We start from the raw sequence: 24,570 nt of genomic DNA, 5'->3' as shown, positions 1-24,570 counted from the left end.
TACATATATATTTTTTTTAGTAGCTATTATTTTATTACCATTAGACTCTATAAATGTATTCAATAACTTATTGGGCGGTTTAGGAAAAAAGGGATGTTTTATCCGTTTTTTTTAGGGAGTATTATTTGGATTTATAGAGCTTTATCAGAGAAAAAGTTTTTTTATAAGTAATTTAACTACAAAAATTTTATTTTTATTTTTTAGCACAATACTACTTTCTGGTTTAGTGAATATTACTGAAATATATTTTAATCAATATCAGGGGATAAATGGGATAGATGGATTTATAACTCAAGTGGTAGCATTCTTTTTTTATATGTTCGTTTCATTGTATATTTATAATAGTTTACGGTATCTACAACTAGATGTTTTAGAATTATTGCAAAAAGGATGTATTATCTCTTTTTGTCTTGCAGGAAGTTACTCAATTTTTGAGATAGGTGCTATATATGAAAGTAACATTTGTATTAATATATTAAATTTTCTAGATGGATTTTTTAGAAGTGGATCTGTAGAAAGTGTGTATAGGGTTCGTTCGTCATCAAGTGAGCCTTCGATGTTTGGAATGTATAGTGCAGTTATTTTCCCATGGCTAATGACTGCTATTTATTTATATAGAAAAAGAGTTTTTTACACTTTTTTATTTTTATATTTAATTGTACTAAATTACTATTCTTTGTCTAGAACTTCTTATATTATACTTTTGATTCAATTAATTTTATGTATTTATCTTTTTAAAGACATAATGTTCAAGAAACATAAATTTAATTACAAAAAAATATTAGGTTGTTTTTTTGTGCTGTTATTTTTATTACTTTTTTGTTTTGATATAAAATTTTCTGGGGAAATGAATTTTATTCACATTTATTCATCGATCATATTAAGTGAAGGAACAAGTTACAATTTATCGAATATAGCAAGATATGGGTCTCAGGTAGCTGCACTTAAAATTTTTTGTTTCACCCAATATTTGGTGTTGGATTTGGGCAATATGGATTTTATGCAAGTGATTTTTACCCGCAATGGGCTTGGGAAAGTTCAGAAATAAGCCAATGGGGCTTAAATACGTTAATAGATCCTAAATGGCCTCCAGTTCATGGGCTATATGCGCGAATTTTATCAGAATTAGGGATAGTGGGATTTTGCTTCTGGATAGTAATTTGGATTAAAATATTTAGAGATTTACTAAAATTTAAATGTCGTAATCTTAATATAAAAGATGAAATAAGAGTAAAATGTTTAATTATTAGTCTCATTGGGACTTTACTAACTGGTTTTGTAATGGATTCTTTTCATTTTTTCTCCTATTGGATAATAGTGGGAGTTTATTGGGTGATTATATCAAGTTACAAAGAGATAGAAGATGAGACCAGAGAATAAAATGGCGAAATATAAGTATTTTGAGGAGAGAGTTTTCATGGAACAGGTTTGTGTAGTTGGGTTAGGGTATATAGGTTTGCCAACGGCCAGCTTATTGGCAAATAAAGGGTTTGAAGTGTATGGTATTGATTGCGTAAAGGATATTGTTGATACAATTAATGCAGGCAAAATACATATCGTTGAGCCTGGATTGGATTGCTTTGTAAAAAAAGCCATTGAATTAGGAAATCTAAAAGCGGGATTAAAACCTAAGGAGGCAGATGTTTTTATTATAGCGGTGCCTACTCCATTTAAAGAAAATAAAAAGCCGGATTTAAGTTATGTTGAAAATGCAGCAAAAGAGATTGCTCCATATATAAAAGAAGGTAACCTTATCGTTTTAGAATCAACTAGTCCTGTAGGGACTACAGAGAAAATTTTTCAATGGATAAAAGAAGAAAGAAATGATCTCAATATGGAAAATGTTTTTTTTGCTCATTGTCCAGAGAGGGTATTACCAGGAAAAATTATAGAAGAGTTATCTAGAAACGATAGAATTATTGGTGGAATTAACAAAAAATCTACCGACTTGACGGTTAAATTTTATCGGAGATTTGTGGAAGGTGGATTATTAACAACTGATGCAAGAACCGCAGAACTTTCGAAATTAACGGAAAATGCTTTTAGAGATGTTAATATTGCCTTTGCAAATGAATTGTCAATGATCTGTGATAAACTAAATATCAATGTTTGGAATTTAATTGAATTAGCAAATCGACATCCCCGAGTAAATATATTGCAACCTGGGCCTGGTGTTGGGGGACACTGTATCGCTGTTGATCCATGGTTTATTGTTGATTCAGCACCAAAAGAAGCTTGCTTGATTGCCACTGCTCGGAAAGTTAATGATCAAAAAACAAAATATATAATTGAAAAGGTCTTAGACGAAATAAGAGAATGTAATAATCCTATAATAGCTTGCTTAGGTCTGGCTTTTAAACCAGATATTGATGATCTTCGAGAAAGTCCTGCAATGAAAATTGTTGGGGATTTAGCAGAAATACAAGATGTAAAGTTATTATTGGTAGAGCCTAATATAGAGAATATGCCTGCTACTTTAAATAAATATAGAAATTTAGAGTTTATGAATATAGATAGTGCAATAAAAAATGCTAACATTATCTTATTGTTAGTAGATCACAAAGAGTTTAAAGGTTTAAATCCTAGAATATTTTTAAACAAAATATTAATAGATACAAGGGGAATTTTTAAATGAAACAAGTACTTATAAAAAAAGGTCAAGCCGTCGTTGAAGAAGTTCCATCTCCACAAGTTGAAGAAAATAAGGTTTTGGTAAAAGTTATTTCGTCTTGTATCTCAATAGGGACTGAAATGAGTGGAGTGAGGAATAGTGGAACTCCATTGTGGAAAAGAGCCATTCATGAGCCTCAGAATGTAAAAAAAGTTTTTTCTATGGTTACTACTAGTGGATTGGCTAAAACCAAACAAATTATAAAAGGAAAACTGGAATCAGGAGTTCCGGTTGGTTATTCGGCATCAGGAGTTGTTATCGGTGTTGGGAATCAAATTAGAGACATAAAAGTTGGGGATCGGGTTGCATGTGCTGGAGCACAGTGTGCGTATCATGCTGAAATTATAAATGTTCCACGTAATTTATTAGTGAAAATGCCAGACAAGGTCTCTTTTAAAGAGGCTAGTACAGTAACATTAGGGGCCATTGCGTTGCAGGGTGTGAGACGAGCGAAGACAACGTTGGGAGAATGTTTTGTTGTTATAGGACTTGGGGTCATTGGGCAAATCACGGTACAATTGCTAAAAGCAACTGGATGTAAAGTTATTGTCAGTGATTTAGATAAAAATCGTATTGCAATGGCAATGAAAAATGGTGCAGATGTAGGGATTCATCCTGACGATGGTATTGATCTGGATATTGTTAACCAGGTAACGAATGGTATTGGTGCTGATGGTGTAATTATTACGGCAGCAACAAAATCAAATGAAGTAATTTCCACTGCATTTAAAATGTGTCGCAGGAAAGGCAGAGTCGTATTAGTTGGAGATGTAGGATTGCATTTAAATCGGGCAGATTTTTATGAGAAAGAAATTGATTTTTTTATTTCTACATCTTATGGACCTGGACGCTATGACACAAAATATGAAGAACATGGATTAGAATATCCAGTTTCGTATATTCGTTGGACTGAAAATCGAAATATGCAGGAAGTACTGAATTTAATTTCTTGTAAGAGGCTTAATATTATAGATATGGTTGAGTTTGTATATTCAATTAATGATGCTTCGAAAGCTTACGAAGTATTAAAAACATCGAATGTAAAACCTCTAATGATTTTATTGGATTATCCTGAAAATAATGAAAAAAACATCGATGTTGTCTACTTTAATAAAAGAAAGTTCACTAAAGATGTAATAAACATAGCAGTAGTTGGAGCAGGCGGTTTTGCAAAGGGAATGCACTTGCCAAATATAGAAAAACTAAAGAATCTATATCATTTGCAAGCTGTGATGAGTAGAACTGGGCATAATGCAACTGCTGTTGCGAAGCAATTTAATGCTAATTATGCAACGACAAGTTATGATAAAATTCTTGAAGATGAAGATATTGATGCGGTATTAATTGCTACAAGGCATAATCTTCATGCACAGATGGTAATGAAAGCATTGCAAGGAGGAAAGCATGTTTTAGTAGAAAAGCCTTTAGCAATTAATGAATTTGAATTAGCTGAAATAGAGAAATATTGTAAAGAAAAAAATATAAATGGAAAAGTTATTTTGACGGGGTTTAATCGCAGGCATTCTAAATACATGAAAGAAATTTATAGATATACTGTTAAACGTACAAATCCAATGATTATCAATTATAAGATGAATGCGGGATATATACCATTAGATCATTGGGTCCACACTGAGGAAGGTGGAGGCAGAAATGTTGGTGAGGCTTGTCATATATATGATGTATTTAATTTTCTAACAAATGCAAAAGTTATTGATATATCTGCATCATCTATTCAACCTCAAAATGAATTTTATAGTTCTAAAGATAATTTTATCGCTACTGTTCGCTATGGCGATGGTTCTGTTGCTAATTTGATTTATACAGCAATGGGAAATAATATTTATCCAAAAGAAACAATGGAAGTGTTTTTTGATGGAAAGATGATTGTTTTAGATGATTATAAGAAAATAAATGGATACGGAGTGAAATTAGCAAATATAGAAAGTAAAATTAGTGAAAAAGGGCAGTTAGAAGAATTAGAGGATTTTGCAAAAGCAATAAAAGGTGGAAATGAATTTCCCATACCTCTATGGCAGCAAATTCAGGCAATGAAAATTGCTTTTGAAGTAGAAAAAATGATATGAATTTTGTGAATATCTTTTTAAATAGAAAGGAGAGTGACTATAATAAAAGAGTATTTAAGAGACCTATATTCATTAATGCCCGACATTGTCCAAAAAGGAATTGATTTTGTATACGGGAAAATACCGAATGATGTAAAATTCGGTAATGAATATTCTAAAATGATTAGTTTGCTAAATGTTTCACAAAAATGGAGTCGTGAAGAAAAAGATGATTATGTATTAAGTCATCTTAAGCATTTGTTTATTCATGCTTATGAGACAACTCCTTATTATAGAAGAAATTTTAAAAAATATGATTTTGATCCTTATAGATTTGATTCAATTAAGAGCCTCGAGATGATTCCTACAATTGACAAAAAAACAGTTCAAGATAATATTAATGATATGTTATCAACCTCTTTTCCAAAATCGAAAAGAATAAAATGTACTACTGGTGGTACCACGGGTAATCAGATGATTTTTTATTTACAAAAAAATTTTTCTATAGCAAGAGAGAAAGCTTATTTTGATTATTTATTTAGAAAGATGGGATATGTCAATGGAAAGTCTACTATGGCTGTTTTGAGAAATGATATTTTGCCAAAGGAGTGTCTTTGGCGATATGATTATCGTAGAAATAGTTTAATTCTAAATCCATATTGTTTAACTGATGAGAATATGCATTTAATTGTTCAAAAATTAAATTCGGAAAAAATTGAATATTTTCATGTGTATCCTTCATCAATCGTTTTATTGTGTGATTATATAAGGAGAAGTGGAGACAGTTTAGATTATAGACCTAAAGCAGTTTTTGCTAGTTCGGAAAATGTTTATCCAGGACAAAAAGAATTAGTCGAAAGTATATTAGATTGCAAATTTTTGATTCATTATGGACATTCTGAGATGGGTGGGGTTGCGGGATGGTGTTGTAAATATTACCACTATCATATTGAGCCAATTTATGGATACATTGAGCTATTAAATCAAAATGGTTTGGTAATTTCAGATTCTGGTATACGTGGTGAAATTGTAACGACTGGATTTAATAATTATGTATTACCATTAATTCGTTATAAAACTGCAGATTTTGCTAGATATGAAAATTCGGTTAATGATTGTGATTATAGAACGCTTTCATCTATCGAGGGACGATGGATGCAAGAACATTTGATTGGAGAAAAAGGAAATAAGGTTTCGATGACAGCCTTAAATATGCATTCAGAGATATTTGATAATGTTGTAAAATATCAATTTTATCAGGATACTGTTGGAAAATGCATATTAAATATTGTAAAAGGAGATGGGTATACATTAAAGGATGAAAGTATAATTTATTCTGCGTTAAATGCGAAGTTAGGAAATGGATTTCAATTAAAGATTAAATATGTAAGTAATATAGAAGCAAGTAAAAGTGGAAAGTTTCGTTATATTATTCAAAAAATTATATAATAGAGGTGAATAAAATTAAGAAAGTTATACATTTAGGGGTGCTACCACCTCCTTTAGGAGGGATATCAACTTATTTATATAGGTTGAGCCGGTTAAATAAAGAAGAAAAATTTATTGATGTGGGGAAAATAGGGAGGTTTAACCTTCTAAAAATATTAATTCAACCTAATAGCCACTTTATAAATCATATTTTTTCATTTAAGCGTCTTTTTTTTATCTATATGATAAATTTATTGAAAATAAATTCATATTCAATAGTACTACATGGTGAAGGATCACGCTTGTTTTATCGCAATTCGAATATGTGGGAAAAATACATAATGAATAAAATATTAAGGAAAGCACAATCAATACAAGTAGTTAATGAACACATAAGGTCATATCTTTTATCAATTTTACCAGGAATAGATGATAAAATTCATATAAAATGTGCTTTTTTGCCTCCGCCGATAGAAGATGAGGAAAATATATTAAAGACTTATTTAAATGAATTGTTTATTTTTATTAAAGAACATGAACCTTTAATTGTTGCAAATGCATTTAAACTAGTTTTTTTAAATAAGATTGACTTGTATGGTTTAGATATGTGTATTAATCTAGTTGCTGAAATGAAAAAAAGATATTCTAACATTGGATTAATTTTTGCTTTGGCCGATGATGGAAACAAAGATTATTTGAATGAAATTAAAGAAAAAATGAAAGTTTTGCAGATAGAGGATAATATATATTTCATGACAGGTCAAAAAGAGCTTTGGCCATTATTCAAAAAGGCTGATTTAATGGTTCGTCCAACATGTACAGATGGTGATGCTGTTAGCATCAGAGAAGCTTTGTATTTTAAGTGTCCCGTAGTTGCAAGTGATGTATGTATTAGACCAGAAGGAACAGTTACTTTTCAATCAAGAAATCAAGAGGATTTTTATGTAAAAGTGAAAGGGAATATAGATGGGAAAAATGATATTTAGAAAAGATAAGATTATAGAGTTGTGTACTAATAAAAGAGTTTTACATTTAGGCTTTATTCAACATTCAGCGTTATATGAAGATAAAATTAAAAATGATGATTGGTTACATGAAAAAATTAATAAAGTTGCATTAAATTTAATTGGTTTTGATTATTTGAAAGATGATGTTGAAAAGATTAAAGAAAAATATGGATATGAGTGCTATTGGGCAGATGTGACTAATTCCGAAAAAATGAAAGGATTAACTAATTTAGGAGCTTTTGATGTTGTGGTTTGTGGCGAATTGATAGAACATGTAGATAATCCTGGGCTAATGTTAGAAAATATTAAAATGTTTATGAATAGAGAAAGTATATTAATTATTACAACGCCAAATCCATGGAGTAGGCAAAGAATTAATTTGATTAATAATAGAATATTGGAAGAAAAATGGCTAAATAAAGAGCATGTTTGTTGGTATTCATATCAAACATTAAAACAACTACTAACACGAAGGTGTTTTGTAGAAAAATTTTATGGATATTATATTTCTGAAAAAAAAGAGGATTTTCAAGAGCTTTGTTTTATGGATAAAATTAAAAGCTTTTTTAAAAAGAAATTTATTTTAAAAAAAGAATATTTGTTCGATGGACTATTTTTTGTAGCTAAAATTAAGTGAGACTATATTATATGGGGAGATTTTTATGGAGAAATGTAAATATTATAAAAACCATCGTACGGCGGCAACGCTAATGATTGATGACTTATCATTTACAGCTATTTTTGAGAAGAATATGTTATTCCCATATAATGATTGGGGATATGGTTTAAAAGAAGAAGATTCATTGTATAGCTATTTTGAAAGAAGTTTATTATGTAAATATCCTGAAATTAAAGGAACCTTTTTTATTCCTTTACATAGACATGAATTTCAAAATATTAATTCTGGATATGATGTAAGATTTAACGAAAATGAAGGAAATATTAAAAAATTCATTCAAAATATTAGTAAAAATTTTGAAGTGGCTTTTCATGGAATAAAACATGGACGTTATTTAGATATTTCACAATGTCATAGCAAAGATAATTGGCAACAAGAATTTTCATATTTAACCAGAAAAGATATAGAAATGATAAAGGCCGAAATTAAATTATTTGAGGAAAAGTATGATATTAGACTATTTGGTGGGAAATATCCTGGATATGCAAAAAATGATGAATCAAAAGATATTGTAGAAAAACTAGGATTTAAATGGTGGGCATCTGATAGCAATATGATAAATGAAATCGTTAGAGGTAAAAATAATTATAATTATTTTGGAGATGAGTGTGATATTTTAGACATGCCATCTAATTTATCTGGCGATAGTTTTAAGTTTTATTTAACTAAGAACAATAATTTTTTATTAGGAAGTATAAAAAAAGTTATAAAAAATATAAAATTAGAAAAATATATACAATATTTATATCAAAATAATTTTGTTATCTCAATACAAGAACATTTTATGAATTTGCGTACAGATGGCAGGCGTCAAACCCCAAATGTTTTTGATGATATTGTATCTTTAGATAAAATTTATGCAATTTTACGGGGAGCTGATATATGGCATGCTACCTGTAGTGAAATTGCACATTATCTTGATAGTTTTGACCATACTACCATAACAAAAATGGAAAATGGAAATTGGAGGATTGAGTATGATGGAATATGGGATGAAATGTTTTTGTCAGTGAAAAGTAGTAGTAGATATTTAAAAAATATTCATACGGGAGAAATTTTACATGGGGTATACAAACAAGGGGATTGGTTATTTAATGATATAAAGGAAGGGGTATATAAGGAAATTAAATAAGCAAAAGTGAGGATACTATGTTAGAATGTAAAATTTATAAGAACTTTGATCAAGATGTGCAAGATTTGTGGTGTAATCTTAACAACAAATATTTAAATACTTCTTTTGAGTGGTTAAATACCTGGTGGGAGGTATTTAAAAATAAAAATGATAATCTCTTTGGGCATGAGAAAGAATTGTTTATTATTGTCTTATATAAAAATGGATGTGCAACAGCAATGTTACCATTAGTCAAATATTATAAGGTTAAATATAGAGTTAAGATATACTTTTTAAGCTTTTTAGGAGAGCAATGGGGAGCTACTTATATAGATGTTATAGGTCAAGATATAAAAAATACAGAAATTGAATATATGTTTAAATTTATAAAAAAACACATTAAATATGATCTTATATTGTTTTCTCATGTTCATCAAAAGTCCATATTATTACAATCTAAAATGTTAGAACATAATTATTTACTATCTGGATGTCCTCAAGTATATTTGGGGGATATTTATAATTATGAAGATTATAGAACTAAGTATTATTCGAAAAGTTTAAGACAAAATATTAGAACTGCATTTAATCACATAAAAAAGGAAAATCATGTGTATGATTTTTCAATAGAAGCATTTTCGACAGAAAATTTTAAGTCTATAGCTGACATATCTGTGTCTAAATTAAAAAGCGGGAAACATTCAATATATTTGGATAAAGATAAAAAAGAATTTATTCGTCAATTAGGAAATAGAATAAAAAATGATATTATATTTATAACAATAGATGGAATAAAAAAGGCGTATAGACTGAATTTTTATTTTAAAGATAGTAAGTATTGCTTAGATGCATCTTATGATAGAGAATATTATAAATATCAGGTTGGTATTTTGTCTGTCGATGAAAGTATAAAGGATAGTTTCAATAAAAAAGTAATAATGCATTGTGAAGGAACAGGTATTGATGAATATAAATTGAAATTTATAAAAGATTTTTGTGAAATTTATACTTTGCTTGGTTGTGGTAACTCATTAATAGGAAAATTGATTATATGGAAATATAAATTTGCAATGAGGAAAAAAGAACAAAATTTTATAAGTAAAGTGAATGAAATGAGTAAGTATTTGAATGGAAAATAAAATATTTAAAATATTTTCTGTATATTTTTTGTCGAATCTTTTAGCAAAAATAATAAACTTTATATTTTTTGCATATTTAAGTCGTTTGTTAAGCATAGAGGAAATGGGACAGTTTTCATTAATTAATATGGCAGTCACTATTTTAAGCTTATTTATGTTATTTGAAATACAGTCTGGTTTTAATAGATATTATTTAGAGCAAGAAGATAGTAAGAGGAAAGATTTCGAAATATCTATTACCAATTTATTGATTTTAGTTAATGTAGTTATTTTTTTTATATATATGTTATTAAAACATATTATTGGTACTGTAAATATTGATTTTATTGATCAATCTAAAAATATGATTGTTATTTTACTAATACCACTAGCTACGGGAATTGTAAATATATATCAATCTAAAATGAGGTTGGTTCAAAATGTAAAAAAAGTTGCTTGTATTATGTTAATACAAGCAATTGCGAATGTAGCTAGTTTTTTTTGTTTTTTTTATTTAGAAATAGGTATAATATATTCTCTAATATTATCATTACTCTTTCAAAATATTGTTATAATACTACTATTTTGGGATAATTATAAAGAGTGGAAGTTAACGATAAAATGGACTTTGATTAATCAGAGTTTAAAATTTTCATTATGGCTAATTCCTTCTACTATTGGTTCTTATTTTTCATTATTATCAGGTAAGTATTTTTTGGGTAAATTTGGATTAATTAAAGAGGTAGGCATATATGAAGGAAATAATAGAGTCGCAAACAATTTAAGCTTTATTATGGAGCCTATTTATATGGCAATTATGCCTGTTTTTTATAATGAATATAAGTTGGAAGTTTTTAAAGAAAAATATTATAAAATTCTTAGTGTGATTTTTTTATTGTTATTTTTATTACTGATTTTTTTAAGCATTTTTGCAAAGGAAGTCACTTTGATTATTTTAGGAGAAAAGTATATAAACTATATTCAATATCTATATTTATTTATATGGATGAGTATATTTATGTTTTTGGCTAAAATTTTTGCAATAAATATTCATTTGTCGCAGAAAAGTCAGTTTGATACGTTAATTGAATGTTTTTCTGGATTTTTAAACGTTATACTCATTTACTCATTTATTTCTTTTTATGGATTATTAGGGGTAGTTTTGGCTATAACATTAGTCTATATGATAAGAGTATTTTTATATATTGTTTTTGCAAATTATTGTTTTAAAAAAATAAAATTATCTCTCCTGTATATTTCGGTATATTTTCTTGTTGGCATGTGTTTGACCTTTATGCATTTTTACTTAAGAGATAATAGTATATATATAAGAATTGTGATGTTTATTATAGAGTTTTTAGTATTTGGGAGTATTTTTTTTAAAATATTAAATATAAACTATGACGGACTTTTTAATAAACTTTTATCAAAAATGAAAATTCATTAAAAATATATAAATGTGAAAGATAGGAAAATAGATGTTTACATTTTACTTAAGAAAACTTTGTACTATTCCTAGAAATCAGTTAATAGAAAGAGGATATAGGTTTTTTATTCAAAAAATTAGTCAGAATGTACAACGTTGTAGAGATTCATATAAGTGTACGTATTTAAAAAAAGAAAATTTAGAAATAGAATCGTTAATAATTAATATTAATGATATTGATGAAGATAGAGAAAAAATTTTAAATTTAGCTGATTTATATAGTGAACATTATTTTGATTTGCTAGGATCTGGTTGGGTACAAATTAAATATGATATGAGATGTTGTGGATTAGAAGGATACATATATCAAGAAAAGAATAATAATGTATATGTTGATGAAAATGGAGATTGGTTAAAAAATAGGATTAATGAAAGTAATTTTGCATATGCAAAACAAGTTTGGCAGAAAATAGATAAAGATTATGAGCCAATTGATTGGCAATTGGATTTTAAGTCGGGGTATCGATGGTCGGAAAAGACTTGGTATATGAATATTACTTATGGAATAAATCCAGGGGTTGATATAAAGGTTCCATGGGAAATATCCAGAATGCAGCATTTGGTAATGTTAGCTCGTGCTTATAGATTGTCTAATGAGATAAAGAAGGAAAAATATAGACAAGAATTTCGTAATCAAATTCTAGATTTTATTTCATTGAATCCGCCTAGGTATGGAGTAAATTGGCGATGTACAATGGATGTTGGAATACGGGTTGCTAATTGGCTAATGGCATATAATTTATTTAAATCTTTTGGGGCAATCTTTGATACTGACTTTGAAATTATTTTTGCATCATCTGTTTATGATCATGGAGTTCATATTATTAATAACTTAGAATATACACCTCGTTTTCGCTCTAATCATTATTTGTCAGATATTGCTGGATTATTATTTGCAGCATTTCATCTTCCTAATAGTAATGAAACTAATGCATGGATGGCTTTTGCCATACAAGAATTGAATAGCGAAATGGAACATGAATTTCATGAAGATGGAAGTAACTTTGAAGGATCTACTAGTTATCATAGATTATCTACAGAAATAATTTTATATTCATCATTGCTATGTTTAAACATAACAAAAGAAAGGCGTAAGTTTCTAAAACATTATGATGTTAATTTTCATAAAGTTAAGCCAATTTTAAAAAAAATAAATGAACAAGAATATACAATTGATGATACAATTATTTTCCCCCATTGGTATTGGAAAAGGTTAAAGTTAGCATTAGAATTTACTAAAAATATTTTAAAAAATAATAAGGAAGTTCCTCAATTTGGTGACAATGATAGTGGCAGATTTTTTAAAATTAATCCTATTTACGAAGAGATGACGGTTGAAGCTGCTGTTGAAAAATATGAAAATTTAAATCATTATAAAAATAAAAACTTAAAGATTTATTATGATGAAAACATATTAAATCATGCTCATTTATCAGAAATTTACGATGTTATTTTTTTCAATAACAAATTAGTTAAAGAAAAAAATTTTGAGACAGAACTGGTAAAAAGGTTATTAGGGAATAAAGTATTGGACTTGTCAGATAATGATAAAGAAGCAAATCTAAAGGGAGAGGGGAGTTTTAAAGAATTTGTAGATCCATTAGAAAGTCCTTTAGTGAAAAAAAATGAGTATTGCTTTCATAGTGAAAAAGATTTAATAGAAGGTTTAGGATTCTACTCTTATGCAGGAATGGGCCTGTATATTTTTAAGTCCAAGTATTTATATTTGGCAGTTCGTTGTGGTGAAGTTGGACAAAATGGAAACGGTGGACATTGTCACAATGATCAATTAGCGATTGAACTTAGAATAGAAGAAAAAGACATTATCAAAGACCCTGGAACGTATTTATATACGTCAGTTCCAGAAAAAAGAAATAAATTTAGATCTACCAATGCACATTTTACCATTATAAAGAAAAGCCGGAGAGAGCAAAATGATTGGTTGGATGGTAAAGAAGGATTATTTTCGATTATTGGTGATAGAACTGATGCACAAGTCTTACTCTTAAGAAAAAACTTTATACTAATGCAGCATAGTGGATTTGATAAAAAGGTCTATCGTTGTATTGAAATTTTACCTCATAAAGTTATTATTCAGGACTATGGTGAGGAGATAATTGAAAATATGATGATTAAATTTTACTCTAATGGATACGGAAAATTAATTGTTGAAAAGGAATAGTATAATGAAAAAAAAGGCATTAATGGCATGTTGTAATTATTGGGATTCCCCCTTTCATGTGGGCAGTCATCATATTGCAAAGAATTTATTGGAATTAGGATGGCAAGTTGGATTTGTGTCAGACCCAATATCATTGCTGCATGTCTGTAAAGGATTAACAGATGATTTAAAGAAAAGAAGTGAAAGTTTCTTTTCAGGAGGATGTTGGGATGAGTCCCATAATTTATATACGTGGGTTCCAGGAGCAATTGTTACTCCAACAAATAAGTTTGGATTAGATGGAAGATGGTTGCATTATAATTGGCATAAATTATCTGTGCCCAATGTAATAAATAAAATAAAACAGGAAGGTTTTGGCAAGGTTGATTTACTATATATAGATAGTAAATATCAATCCTTTTGGTTAAATAAAATTCAGTATAGAAAATCAATTTTTCGTGTTGCTGATAAAAATGATGAATTTTCATCGTCTGCTAAAATAACAAATGAAATAGAAAATTATATTGCATCAAAAGCTGATTGTGTTGTTTATAGTGCAAGTACGTTAAGCGAATATGTTTCAGAAATGAAACCTAACGATTCCTTTCATTTAGCTAATGGAGTGAATTTTAATCACTTTTATTATGGAGACCACGATCTTCCAAATGATTTAAAATTTGTTCCTGCCCCTAGGATTATTTATGTTGGTGCAATGGCAGAATGGTTTGATTTTGAATGTATGATTAGGATTGCAAAAAAAATGCAAGATGTTTCTTTTGTATTTATAGGAGATAATGAGAGCTTAAATATTGAAGAAAAACTACCTACTAATATGTTTTTTTTAGGGAAAAAAACATATAGGGAATTACCATCGTATTTGCATAATTCTAATGTTGGTATCATTCCATTTAATGTAGAAAAATATCCAGGGCTTGTGAATAATATAAATCCATTAAAATTATATGAATATATGTCTGTTGGTTTACCGGTAGTATCAACCTATTGGGAAGAATTGAATAATTTAAAATCACCAGCATATTTGTACAAAAACCAAGAAGAGGCTATTTTTTATATAAGAAAAGCATTAAATGAGAAAACTACTTTAAAAGAAAAATATATTAAATATGCACGAAATAATACATGGAAAAGCAAAGTGAAAAATTTAGTTGAGTATCTATCTTTATAATTTAGTCTAAATATTAAATTTTTATAATATTTAGATATATAAAATCAATTAAAAAAGACATCTAATTTAGATATATTATTTTGAAGGTGAAATTATGAAAACGATTATTGTAACAGGTGGGGCGGGATTTATTGGCTCAAATTTTGTCCATACAGTTTTAGAAGCTCAAAAAGATGTTCAGGTAATTAATTTAGATAAATTGACTTATGCGGGGAATTTGGATTCGCTTAAAGATATTGATGGTGATCCTAGATATACTTTTGTTAAAGGAGATATTTGTGACAGTTTGTTAGTTGAGGCGCTTTTTGAGAAGTATAATCCCGATGCAATCGTACATTTTGCGGCGGAATCGCATGTGGATCGTTCAATAGATGGGCCGATGGAGTTTATTCAAACGAACATTAATGGAACTTTTAATCTTTTAGAAAGCGCGAGAGAGTATTGGCTAAAGCTAGATCAAAAGGCAAAAGAAAGTTTTCGTTTTATCCATATTTCAACGGATGAGGTATATGGTAGTCTTGGCGATACTGGTTATTTTACCGAAGAAACTTCTTATGCACCGAATTCGCCTTATTCAGCTTCAAAGGCGTCGGCAGACTTATTAGTTCGTTCTTATTATCATACATATGGATTGCCTACGATTATTACGAATTGTTCAAATAATTATGGACCTTATCATTTCCCTGAAAAGTTAATTCCATTGATTTTACTCAACGCTTTAGAAGGAAAAGAGTTGCCTATTTATGGCGATGGATTAAATGTGCGAGATTGGTTATATGTAAAAGATCATTGTGAGGCAATTTGGCAAGTATTGATGCAGGGGAAAATAGGAGAAAAATATAATATTGGTGGACATAACGAGAAAACGAACTTGTGCATCGTTGAAACTTTATGCGATATTTTAGATGAGAGAGTCCCAAAGGCAAATGGAAAATCATATCGAGAGCAGATTGTATTTGTAAAAGATCGTCCTGGACATGATTTACGTTATGCGATTGATGCATCTAAAATAGCAAAAGAGCTTGGGTGGATACCAAAAGAAACTTTTGAGACAGGAATTGTTAAAACGGTAGATTGGTACTTGAAAAATCGTGATTGGTGTAATCGGGTACTAGATGGTAGTTATCAACGTGAACGACTTGGACTTGGAGAATAGGAGGACCTATCATGGCAATTCGTAAAGGCATTATTTTAGCAGGTGGATCTGGAACTAGGCTTTATCCAATTACAAAGGCGATTAGCAAGCAGTTGGTTCCCGTGTATGACAAGCCGATGATTTATTATCCATTAACTACATTGATGTTGGCTGGAATTCGCGATATTTTGATTATTACGACGCCGGAAGATCGTCATGTGTTTGAGACTTTATTAAAAGATGGAAGCCAATGGGAAATTCGTTTATCTTATGCAGTGCAGCCGAGTCCCGATGGGTTAGCGCAGGCTTTTTTGATTGGGGAGGACTTTATTGGCGATGAAGGTTGTGCCTTAGTATTAGGAGATAACATCTTTTATGGCTATGGATTTACGCAAAAATTGCGAGAAGCGGTACAGCGAGAAAGTGGAGCAACAGTTTTTGCCTATTGGGTGAAAGATCCTGAGCGATATGGTGTTGTAGAGTTTGATGATGATGGACAAGCAATAAGTATTGAAGAAAAACCGCAAAGCCCTAAATCAAATTATGCAGTGACAGGTTTGTATTTTTATGATAAAAATGTAGTGAAACTTGCAAGACAGATTCGCCCATCGGCGCGCGGCGAACTTGAGATTACGGATTTAAATCGTCTATATTTAGAACAAAAAAATCTATATGTAGAGACTTTGGGACGGGGTTATGCTTGGCTTGATACAGGTACATATGATTCTTTATTACAGGCATCAAACTATATTGCAACACTGCAAGAACGACAAGGGTTAATGGTTGCTTGTCCAGAGGAAATTGCTTATCATTATGGTTATATTACAAAAGATGAGTTGCTAGAGATAGCCAACACGATGAAGAAGAATGCATATGGTGAATATTTAATGTCATTGGTAAAAGAGTAGGTGATTTGCAAGATGAAAGTAGAAGAAACAAAATTGGACGGTGTACTCTTAGTCACACCTAAGGTGTTTGGGGATTCACGTGGTTTCTTTTTGGAAACTTGGAGCAAGGATAGATATAAAGAGATTGGCATTGCATTTGACTTTGTGCAAGATAATCAATCTTTTTCAACGAAGAATGTATTGCGTGGCTTACATTTTCAAAATCCGAATGCACAGGGGAAACTTGTGTCCGTAGTCAAAGGTTGTGTGTTTGATGTTGCAGTAGATATTAGGAAAGGTTCAAGGACGTTTGGTGAGTGGGTTGGTTTTAAGTTGTCAGAAGAAAATCATCAACAGTTATGGATTCCGCCAGGGTTTGCGCATGGGTTTTGTGTATTAAGTGATACGGCTCTTTTTACTTACAAATGTACAGACGTATATACTCCGTCAGCAGAGGGGGGGATTCTTTGGAATGACCCTGAAATTGGGATTGATTGGCCAGTGGAAAATCCAGCTTTATCTGACAAGGATCAAGTGTATCCACAATTGCGTAATTTACCAGAGAATCGCCTGTTTACTTATACACAGAAAGAAGCGATAAAATGAAGATTTTAGTTACAGGAGCAAATGGACAACTTGGCAGAGAGATAGCCATACAAGGACATGCTCATGAACTTATTTTGACGGATTATGATAGTTTAGACATTACCAATGTAAAAGTAACACAGTCTTTTTTTCGTGAAGTAAAACCAGAGGCTGTAATTCATTGTGCAGCTTATACGAACGTAGATAAAGCTGAAAATGATTTTGATGGTGCCTATAAGGTAAATGTAGTTGGTGCACAAAATATTGCCGCGGGATGTTTAGAATATGGTGCGCGGATGGTATATGTAAGTACAGATTATGTTTTTGATGGATTAGAAAATAAGGTTTATTGTGAGTATGATAAAGTAAATCCGCAGAGTGTTTATGGCAAGACGAAAGAACTTGGCGAGCAGATGGTGCGGGATATTTTAGGGCGGCATTATATCGCGCGGACAGCGTGGCTCTATGGGGATGGCAATAATTTTGTTCGGACAATGCTGAATCTTGCGAAGACAAATCCAGAGCTTAAAGTAGTCAATGATCAGATCGGTACGCCGACATCGACGACGGAGTTAGCAAAGAGTATTTTTAGATTGTTAGCTACCGATGCATATGGAACTTACCATATGACGTGTCAGGGGCAATGTTCTTGGTATGATTTTGCATGTGAGATTTTTCGCCAAGCCAATTTAGAAGTAAAAGTTCATCCCGTATCTACATCTCAGTTTCCACGCCCTGCAAAACGTCCGCCATTTTCAGTACTAGAGAATTATCTGCTGAAAATGACAATTGGGGATGAAATGTGCAGTTGGCAGGAGGCTTTGAAAGTATACTTGGCAAAGAATTAATATATACTAATATTTAATAAATTGGGGGGAGCGCGGTTTGTTTGGTAGGGGGAAATATATATCTTTTATTATTTTATTTGCATTGTTTTCTTATATGCTTTTAATTAATTTTTATACTCCGCTGATGGCTGATGATTATCGTTATGCACAAAATTGGGAGCAGACCAGGCATTTGGAAAGCTGGTCAGATATTGTTGACTTTCAGGTGGTGCATTATCTTGAGTGGGGTGGGCGCAGCGTTGCTCATTCTTTTGCACAGGCGATGTTGTTTTTGGGGAAGCCGGTATTTAATGTTTTAAATAGTCTGGTGTTTATTTTATTAATTGTTTGTATTTATTATCATGCTCGGGGGCAGGTTACTAAGGATTTTGAGCCGATGTTTTTGCTTGTTGTGATGTTTTTAACTTGGTTTTGTATTCCTACGTTGGGTGAAACCTCAATATGGTTGACCGGGTCATGTAATTATTTGTGGATGACAACGTTGGTTTTAGTCTTTTTATTGCCATATCGGTTAGCTGTTGTGAAGAATTTTTCCCAAAATAAATTAATGACAGATTTTTTACCGACGGTTATGTTTATTTTTGGAGTGTTGGCAGGTTGGACGAATGAAAATACGGGGCTAATGCTAATTGGTGCATTAGTTTTGGCAAATTTATATTGTTGGCAGCAGCGGTGTTTAAAAAATTGGATGTTGTTTGGTTTACTTGGAGCTGTATTTGGTTATGGTTGTTTGGTTTTTGCTCCCGGTAATTATGTACGGATTGAAGAGGCGACAGCGGAGGATTATTCGTTTGTTCAGAATCATATTATTGATCCAATGAAGACGATTAGTACATTGACTTTAAAGCAGTTACCGATATATTTGTTGTTAATGTATTTGGTGCGGCGAATTTTTCAGTATAAAAAGCAGTTTTTAAACAGTGGGAAATGGCTTGCGTGGAAAGAGGAAAATGCTGAGATTTTGTGGAGTAGTTGTTGTTATATTGGACTTAGTTTTTTGGCGTTGCTTGTCATGTGTGCGGCTCCGACTTTTCCGCAAAGAGCGGGCATGGGGGCAATGGTTTTTTTGTTAATTGGAACATTGAATCTGTGGCGATTAAATATTTATGCTGAATGTATTTCCGTTAAAAATAAAAAAAATTTCGCAATATTGATGGTTGGTTTATGGTCGATTGTGGCGATTTGGGCTGGCAACGGGTACCATACGCTGTATGTTGAAAATCAGGCAAGATTGGCTAATATTATAGAAGCTAAAGCCAATGGGGTACAGGATATGCGTGTTCAGGCTTTTTCGGTGGAAAATCGTAGTGCGTTTGGGATTGTGGTAGTGAATGATGTGGGGGAAGAGTTGTATAAGTTTCGTAGTGTTTATTATGCAAAATATTTTGGCTTTGCAACGATGGCGAGACAATGATTGCTAGAAATGAGTGAGTGCAAGTGATGAAGTCAGTTACGATTATTGTTCCTTGTTATAATGAGGAAGCTGTATTGGAGAAGCTTTATGCTAGGCTTGATACGGTGTTGAATAGTTTAGATTCTTATAGGTTTGAGGTATTGTTTGTTAATGATGGAAGCAGTGATAATACTTTAACAGTAATTAAAAGTTTGCATCAGCGGGATTCGCGAATTTCTTATTTGGATTTTTCGCGAAATTTTGGGAAGGAGATGGCAATGGTCGCGGGGCTTGATCATGCTGATAGTGATGCGGTGGTCTTGATGGATGCAGATTTGCAGCATCCGCCTGAGATGATAAGGGATATGCTTATTTATTGGGAGCAGGGCTATGACGATGTATATACTAAACGGAAAAATCGTTTGGATGAAGGGGTTATTAAGCGAAATATAACTGAAGCGTTTTATAATATATTGCAGAAGGTAAGTCGTATTGATATTCAGAAAAATGTCGGGGATTTTAGGTTGCTTGACAGGCGGTGCGTAAATTCGCTTAGACTTTTGCGTGAAAGTCAGCGATATACTAAAGGGATGTTTAGCTGGGTAGGTTATAAGAAGAAGGAAGTGTTGTTTCAATGTGAGCCAAGAGCTGCGGGGCAGACAAAGTGGAATTATTTTTCTTTGATAAATTTGGCCATAGAAGGAATCACTTCATTTACAACTCTGCCATTAAAGATTGCTTCGTTGTTGGGCAGTTTTATTTCGATTATTGCAATGTTATTTATGGGGTGGATTATTTTAAATACGTTGCTGTATGGTGATCCGGTGCAAGGTTATCCTACATTGATGACAACGATTCTTTTTTTGGGTGGAATTCAGCTGATTTTCTTAGGGGTTATTGGTGAATATTTATCGCGTATTTTTAATGAGAGTAAAAATCGTCCATTGTATATTATTAATGAGTATAATGGGAGAAAAGTAACTTATAGAGCTCGAACAGAACGTGATAGAGAATATTTGGATGAATAAAGATGGAGCGGTTTAATGAAGAACTTAATTATAAACGCAGATGATTTTGGCAGGCATGTTTCCATTAATCAGGCAGTTATTCAGGGGTTTGCGCATGGGTGTATTCGTAGTGCTTCAATTATGCCGAATTGTGATGCTTTTGAAGATGCAGTTAAGCAAGCTTCGGGGCATACAGACTTAGGAATTGGGGTGCATTTTACGCTGGTAGGGGAAACACCATTATTACCGCATGGACAAGTTTCTTCATTGGTAGGTCAAGATGGTAAATTTTATTCGGATTATATAGGGTTTGTAAAAAAATTCTTTCTAAGAAAAATAAAACTGAGTGAGATTTATGCTGAACTTAATGCACAAATGCAGAAAGTCAAGAGAACGGGATTGACTGTTACGCATATAGATAGTCATCAACATATGCATGTATTGCCTGGCGTGATTGACGTTGTTTTAGGGGTAGCTAGGGAAAATAATATAGATGCAATTAGAATTCCTAAAATTCCAGTAAATTTTACTGGTGGATACAATTGCTCTATTGGGCAATGTGTTGGAAGAACTGGGTTGTCATTTTTAGCTGAACTGGCTAAATGGAAAGCAAAAAAAGCAGGCTTTAGAGTTCCGGATTATTTTTCCGGAATTGTGGCAGGTGAGGCTGTGACAGAGGACTGCTTAAATGAGATTATTGATGGAATGAAAAATGGAGTTACTGAGGTCATGCTACATCCAGGGAAGAATAATGCACTATTACATAAAGATTGTGGTTGGCATCATAATTTTGAGGTAGAGTTTCAAGCGGTGATGAGTGAGAATATACTAAAGAAATTAAGCAGTCGGAATATTAAATTGATTTCATTTAAAGATTTGTAATGGAGTGAGCCGGTTATGGAAGAAAAAATATATATTACTTTTACTCCGTATCATGTGTTTTTGGCGAGTATGCTTGCCTTAAAAAATAAAAATGCAAAAAATATTTTGATTATCATTGGCGATTTTGATGCAACGTGTATTTTTCAGTCGTTAAAATCAGAGGATATATTTAATGATTGTATTATGTTGCCAGGGTTATATAGAACGGATAAGAATCGCAATACATTGAGAAAACGAAATGCAAAATGGATTATTCAGTTTTTATCTAAGTATCAAAAGATTAGTCAGATTTATTTAGGGACAGATACACGAAATGAAGCACAGGCTGCTGCGTATAAAGTGAAAAAGTTAAATCAATCTGCAGTTATTGCTGTTTTGGAAGATGGAGGAGATTTTTATAATAGTTGTGATGCCGGATATGTTCCCAAAAGTTATTGGCATCAGATGTATAGTAAGTTGAGCTTTGGCAGATGGTATGAGGATGTAAAAATTGCAGGATTGTATACGGCAACCGAGGAAATTCATATGATTTATCCTCAGTTGGCGAGAGTGGAGTTAAGGACGAAAAAAAGATTTGCAATAGAAGGAAATTTTGGTTTTAAATCTCCTTATCAGAAATTTTTAAGTAGATACTGGCAGGGATTTGGGGAGGAAAAGCAAAAAATTGCCCGAGCGGATGGTTTAATTATTATTGCACATTCCGGTTTTACAAATCAGTTTTCTGAATATGCAGAGCTTATTCAACAGATTTCTAATAAGGCAAGAGAAAAAGGTAAAAATATTGTTGTAAAATATCATCCCCGTGAGGAAAAAGGAGACTATTGCAATTTAAAAAGTTTAGGGAATATAGAGTTTTTACCAGCTCAAATACCAGCGGAGTTTATTTATATGATGAAAAGTAATCTCAAGTTTGTGGTTGGGGATATTTCTAGCGCATTAATGACTGCGAAATGGTTATTGAAGGAGCAGATTTGTGTCTATTCAGTTGCGCCTGTACTTAAAGTACAGGATAAATGTTTACTGGATGTTTTTCAATCTGTAGGGATTCATCTGGTAAATCAAACTGTAGATATAGAACTTTAAGAGGTGAAAAAAACTTGAGGCATCATTGGATTGTACAGGTTATATTTATTTGTTTGTGTGGCTTTGCTCTTACTGTATCAATGAAAAATTCGATAGCGGATTTTTTTATTGGAATTGCATTTTTATTTAGTTTATATGGGGTATACAGGGGGGAAGCTGATTGGAACTTAAAAGCAATAAGGCGGTATATTATCCCTATTTTTATTTTTTTTCTTGGTTTTTTTCTATTAATTTTTGCAAGTAGTGATATAGTTATTTCGACAAAGGCTTTTTGGCGATATTTTAATCGGATGTTTCCTTTTTTTATCGTCCTTCTTTTCATTAAGGAGAGAAAACAGTTGTTGATTTTATTTGTCTGTGCCATTGGTTCGCTGTGGATTGATAATTTATATGCGATTTATCAGGGCATTGCTTTTTATATGGATGGGCAGCAGTATATTCGGGCAGCGGGAATCAGTGGGGATGTTATTGCTTTGGGTGGCTTTTTACTGATATATTTACCAATTTTCTTTCTTTTAGTTCAGGATGAAAAGTTCAAAAAAAGGTTATTTGTTTATTTAGGATTGACAGCAGTTGGCTTGGTTGCTTTAGTTTTTAATGGAACGAGAATTGCGTGGTTAGTTGCAGGTATTTTATTGCCTTTGTCAGCTATTTTATATGGGAAAAATATAAAAAAAAGAGTTGGTTGTTTAGTTGTGCTTTATCTTATTGCGGGTGGAATAGCTTATCAATTTCCCTTTATTGCAGAGCGGATTCATAGTTTTGTTGATGTAAATAATATATCGAATCAGGGGCATTATTTGATAAAAGCCTCTACAATAGAAATGATAAGAGATAAACCACTTTTAGGGCATGGGTTAGGCTTTTATCCAGAAGTGTTTAATGCAAAATATATTTCAGAGGAGACCAAGCGAGTTGAAAATCACATTAGTCATGCGCATAATGATACTTTGCTTATCTGGGCAGAGACTGGAATTGTCGGAATAATTTTATTTTGGCTGATGTTTGGGAGCTTTTTGTTCTTTAGTTTCAAAAGCTGGTATAAAGACCGGCAAATCGAGGATTTAATGTTTTTTATGGTAACTTTAGCTGCTGCTATGCATGGGGTTACGGATACTCGTTTTGGAATGCATCAGGTAATGAAAATGTATTTTTTTCTAATGGCAGTTTATTTAAAGTATCGATATAATGTTTATCGTTAGATCCATAGTAGAGATGAAAGAAAATATTTGTGCAAATGAAGTGTTCGCTCAAGATTATGAAGCAAAAAGTGTATGCTACATGATTAGCAGGTTGAGAATTTAAACATATTTGGAGTGACTGATGACTAATAAACGGATACAGGAGATTTCTCGATTTTTATTTGTTGGAGGTGTCTGTTTTTTTATCGATTATTTTTTGCTTTATATATTTACTGAATATTGTGGAACTTCCTATTTAATATCGTCGGGCATGTCCTTTACGATTTCGTTAATTTTGAATTATTTTATGTGTATATTGTGGGTGTTTTCTAAGGCGAAGAAGCAGAATATGAAGCAGGGGGTTGTTTTTATCGGGTCAAGTATAGCAGGGCTTGGAATTAATCAGATTTGCATGTGGGGTTTTGTGGAGTTTTTGGCTATGCATTATATGGCTGCTAAAATTTTTGCGGCAGCGATTGTAACGGTATGGAATTATATATTGAAGCGAAGAGCTGTACAAATGTAAAAGGAAAAGAAATAATTATGAATATCATTTCTCTGCCTTTAATTATATTTTAGCATTGATCATTCAGTATAAATTCATAATTTTATCTTATAATTATGATATACTATAAATGTAAAAATTAATTTTATAT

General features: G+C 31.5%; 22 protein-coding genes. 21 read left to right on the top strand and 1 reads right to left on the bottom strand.

The features are described from left to right. Nucleotides 1–226: 226 nt before the first annotated feature. From ACWZFG_RS09205 to ACWZFG_RS09115, 19 genes are all read left to right on the top strand, one after another. Complete coding sequence (locus ACWZFG_RS09205; protein WP_455577484.1) at nt 227–1,048, top strand: hypothetical protein; 822 nt, start codon at nt 227–229, stop codon at nt 1,046–1,048. 369 nt (nt 1,049–1,417) lie between these two features. Further along, nucleotides 1,418–2,635: a UDP-N-acetyl-D-mannosamine dehydrogenase gene (wecC, locus tag ACWZFG_RS09200; RefSeq protein WP_455577483.1), complete on the top strand. Its 1,218-nt coding sequence runs from the start codon at nt 1,418–1,420 to the stop codon at nt 2,633–2,635. Continuing rightward, nucleotides 2,632–4,758: a bi-domain-containing oxidoreductase gene (locus tag ACWZFG_RS09195; protein ID WP_455577482.1), complete on the top strand. Its 2,127-nt coding sequence runs from the start codon at nt 2,632–2,634 to the stop codon at nt 4,756–4,758. Before wecC ends, ACWZFG_RS09195 begins: the two co-directional genes overlap by 4 nt. A 33-nt stretch (nt 4,759–4,791) precedes the next feature. Next, nucleotides 4,792–6,186 carry a phenylacetate--CoA ligase family protein gene (locus tag ACWZFG_RS09190; protein WP_455577481.1) on the top strand — a complete coding sequence of 465 codons (1,395 nt, stop codon included), beginning with the start codon at nt 4,792–4,794 and terminating at the stop codon, nt 6,184–6,186. Nucleotides 6,187–6,191: 5 nt separating this feature from the next. Then, nucleotides 6,192–7,151: a glycosyltransferase gene (locus ACWZFG_RS09185; RefSeq protein WP_455577480.1), complete on the top strand. Its 960-nt coding sequence runs from the start codon at nt 6,192–6,194 to the stop codon at nt 7,149–7,151. After that, a complete protein-coding gene (locus ACWZFG_RS09180) occupies nt 7,132–7,809 on the top strand; it encodes a class I SAM-dependent methyltransferase (protein WP_455577479.1) in 678 nt (225 codons plus the stop codon). Before ACWZFG_RS09185 ends, ACWZFG_RS09180 begins: the two co-directional genes overlap by 20 nt. 25 nt (nt 7,810–7,834) lie before the next feature. Further along, nucleotides 7,835–8,983: a hypothetical protein gene (locus ACWZFG_RS09175; protein WP_455577478.1), complete on the top strand. Its 1,149-nt coding sequence runs from the start codon at nt 7,835–7,837 to the stop codon at nt 8,981–8,983. A gap of 17 nt (nt 8,984–9,000) precedes the next feature. Then, complete coding sequence (locus tag ACWZFG_RS09170; protein WP_455577477.1) at nt 9,001–10,101, top strand: GNAT family N-acetyltransferase; 1,101 nt, start codon at nt 9,001–9,003, stop codon at nt 10,099–10,101. Then, nucleotides 10,091–11,527, top strand: coding sequence for a lipopolysaccharide biosynthesis protein (locus ACWZFG_RS09165; RefSeq protein ID WP_455577476.1), 1,437 nt, complete (start codon nt 10,091–10,093; stop codon nt 11,525–11,527). Before ACWZFG_RS09170 ends, ACWZFG_RS09165 begins: the two co-directional genes overlap by 11 nt. A gap of 31 nt (nt 11,528–11,558) precedes the next feature. Further along, entirely contained in the window at nt 11,559–13,748 is a 2,190-nt protein-coding gene (locus ACWZFG_RS09160; protein ID WP_455577475.1) for a heparinase II/III family protein, read from the top strand. A 4-nt stretch (nt 13,749–13,752) separates the two neighbouring features. Then, nucleotides 13,753–14,913, top strand: coding sequence for a GumK N-terminal domain-containing glycosyltransferase (locus tag ACWZFG_RS09155; protein ID WP_455577474.1), 1,161 nt, complete (start codon nt 13,753–13,755; stop codon nt 14,911–14,913). 94 nt (nt 14,914–15,007) lie between these two features. Beyond that, the gene (gene rfbB, locus ACWZFG_RS09150; RefSeq protein WP_455577473.1) at nt 15,008–16,069 is read left to right on the top strand and encodes a dTDP-glucose 4,6-dehydratase; all 1,062 of its coding nucleotides are present in this window, start codon (nt 15,008–15,010) and stop codon (nt 16,067–16,069) included. 11 nt (nt 16,070–16,080) lie between these two features. Continuing rightward, entirely contained in the window at nt 16,081–16,956 is an 876-nt protein-coding gene (gene rfbA / locus ACWZFG_RS09145) for a glucose-1-phosphate thymidylyltransferase RfbA (protein WP_455577472.1), read from the top strand. Nucleotides 16,957–16,968: 12 nt separating this feature from the next. After that, nucleotides 16,969–17,541 (top strand): dTDP-4-dehydrorhamnose 3,5-epimerase, encoded by a 573-nt coding sequence (gene rfbC, locus ACWZFG_RS09140; RefSeq protein WP_455577471.1) that lies wholly within the window; start codon nt 16,969–16,971, stop codon nt 17,539–17,541. Next, nucleotides 17,538–18,368: a dTDP-4-dehydrorhamnose reductase gene (gene rfbD / locus ACWZFG_RS09135; RefSeq protein WP_455577470.1), complete on the top strand. Its 831-nt coding sequence runs from the start codon at nt 17,538–17,540 to the stop codon at nt 18,366–18,368. Before rfbC ends, rfbD begins: the two co-directional genes overlap by 4 nt. 37 nt (nt 18,369–18,405) lie before the next feature. Then, nucleotides 18,406–19,782, top strand: coding sequence for a DUF3329 domain-containing protein (locus ACWZFG_RS09130; RefSeq protein WP_455577469.1), 1,377 nt, complete (start codon nt 18,406–18,408; stop codon nt 19,780–19,782). A gap of 26 nt (nt 19,783–19,808) precedes the next feature. Then, nucleotides 19,809–20,789, top strand: coding sequence for a glycosyltransferase (locus ACWZFG_RS09125; protein ID WP_177506082.1), 981 nt, complete (start codon nt 19,809–19,811; stop codon nt 20,787–20,789). 15 nt (nt 20,790–20,804) lie between these two features. Then, nucleotides 20,805–21,650, top strand: a complete 846-nt coding sequence (locus ACWZFG_RS09120) for a ChbG/HpnK family deacetylase (protein ID WP_455577468.1) — start codon at nt 20,805–20,807, stop codon at nt 21,648–21,650. 15 nt (nt 21,651–21,665) lie between these two features. Beyond that, nucleotides 21,666–22,733, top strand: a complete 1,068-nt coding sequence (locus ACWZFG_RS09115) for a polysialyltransferase family glycosyltransferase (RefSeq protein WP_177506084.1) — start codon at nt 21,666–21,668, stop codon at nt 22,731–22,733. Between the two features lie 22 nt (nt 22,734–22,755). Here ACWZFG_RS09115 and ACWZFG_RS09110 read toward each other — a convergent pair whose 3' ends face one another. Further along, the gene (locus tag ACWZFG_RS09110) at nt 22,756–23,055 is read right to left on the bottom strand and encodes a hypothetical protein (protein WP_455577467.1); all 300 of its coding nucleotides are present in this window, start codon (nt 23,053–23,055) and stop codon (nt 22,756–22,758) included. 16 nt (nt 23,056–23,071) lie between these two features. Between ACWZFG_RS09110 and ACWZFG_RS09105 the strand changes: the two genes are divergently transcribed. After that, nucleotides 23,072–23,935: an O-antigen ligase family protein gene (locus ACWZFG_RS09105; RefSeq protein ID WP_455577466.1), complete on the top strand. Its 864-nt coding sequence runs from the start codon at nt 23,072–23,074 to the stop codon at nt 23,933–23,935. 121 nt (nt 23,936–24,056) lie between these two features. Then, nucleotides 24,057–24,440, top strand: coding sequence for a GtrA family protein (locus ACWZFG_RS09100; RefSeq protein WP_177506086.1), 384 nt, complete (start codon nt 24,057–24,059; stop codon nt 24,438–24,440). Nucleotides 24,441–24,570 lie beyond the last annotated feature (130 nt).

The organism is Anaerosinus sp., assembly GCF_965318445.1.
This window is presented reverse-complemented; position numbering and strand designations above follow the sequence as displayed.

Coding starts and splice junctions, on each gene's coding strand:
- wecC (WP_455577483.1), top strand. CDS start 1,418: ATGGAACAGGTTTGTGTAGTTGGGTTAGGGTATATAGGTTTGCCAACG.
- ACWZFG_RS09195 (WP_455577482.1), top strand. CDS start 2,632: ATGAAACAAGTACTTATAAAAAAAGGTCAAGCCGTCGTTGAAGAAGTT.
- ACWZFG_RS09180 (WP_455577479.1), top strand. CDS start 7,132: ATGGGAAAAATGATATTTAGAAAAGATAAGATTATAGAGTTGTGTACT.
- ACWZFG_RS09175 (WP_455577478.1), top strand. CDS start 7,835: ATGGAGAAATGTAAATATTATAAAAACCATCGTACGGCGGCAACGCTA.
- ACWZFG_RS09170 (WP_455577477.1), top strand. CDS start 9,001: ATGTTAGAATGTAAAATTTATAAGAACTTTGATCAAGATGTGCAAGAT.
- ACWZFG_RS09165 (WP_455577476.1), top strand. CDS start 10,091: ATGGAAAATAAAATATTTAAAATATTTTCTGTATATTTTTTGTCGAAT.
- ACWZFG_RS09160 (WP_455577475.1), top strand. CDS start 11,559: ATGTTTACATTTTACTTAAGAAAACTTTGTACTATTCCTAGAAATCAG.
- ACWZFG_RS09155 (WP_455577474.1), top strand. CDS start 13,753: ATGAAAAAAAAGGCATTAATGGCATGTTGTAATTATTGGGATTCCCCC.
- rfbB (WP_455577473.1), top strand. CDS start 15,008: ATGAAAACGATTATTGTAACAGGTGGGGCGGGATTTATTGGCTCAAAT.
- rfbA (WP_455577472.1), top strand. CDS start 16,081: ATGGCAATTCGTAAAGGCATTATTTTAGCAGGTGGATCTGGAACTAGG.
- rfbC (WP_455577471.1), top strand. CDS start 16,969: ATGAAAGTAGAAGAAACAAAATTGGACGGTGTACTCTTAGTCACACCT.
- rfbD (WP_455577470.1), top strand. CDS start 17,538: ATGAAGATTTTAGTTACAGGAGCAAATGGACAACTTGGCAGAGAGATA.
- ACWZFG_RS09125 (WP_177506082.1), top strand. CDS start 19,809: ATGAAGTCAGTTACGATTATTGTTCCTTGTTATAATGAGGAAGCTGTA.
- ACWZFG_RS09120 (WP_455577468.1), top strand. CDS start 20,805: ATGAAGAACTTAATTATAAACGCAGATGATTTTGGCAGGCATGTTTCC.
- ACWZFG_RS09115 (WP_177506084.1), top strand. CDS start 21,666: ATGGAAGAAAAAATATATATTACTTTTACTCCGTATCATGTGTTTTTG.
- ACWZFG_RS09110 (WP_455577467.1), bottom strand. CDS start 23,055: ATGAAAAGAAGGACGATAAAAAAAGGAAACATCCGATTAAAATATCGC.
- ACWZFG_RS09100 (WP_177506086.1), top strand. CDS start 24,057: ATGACTAATAAACGGATACAGGAGATTTCTCGATTTTTATTTGTTGGA.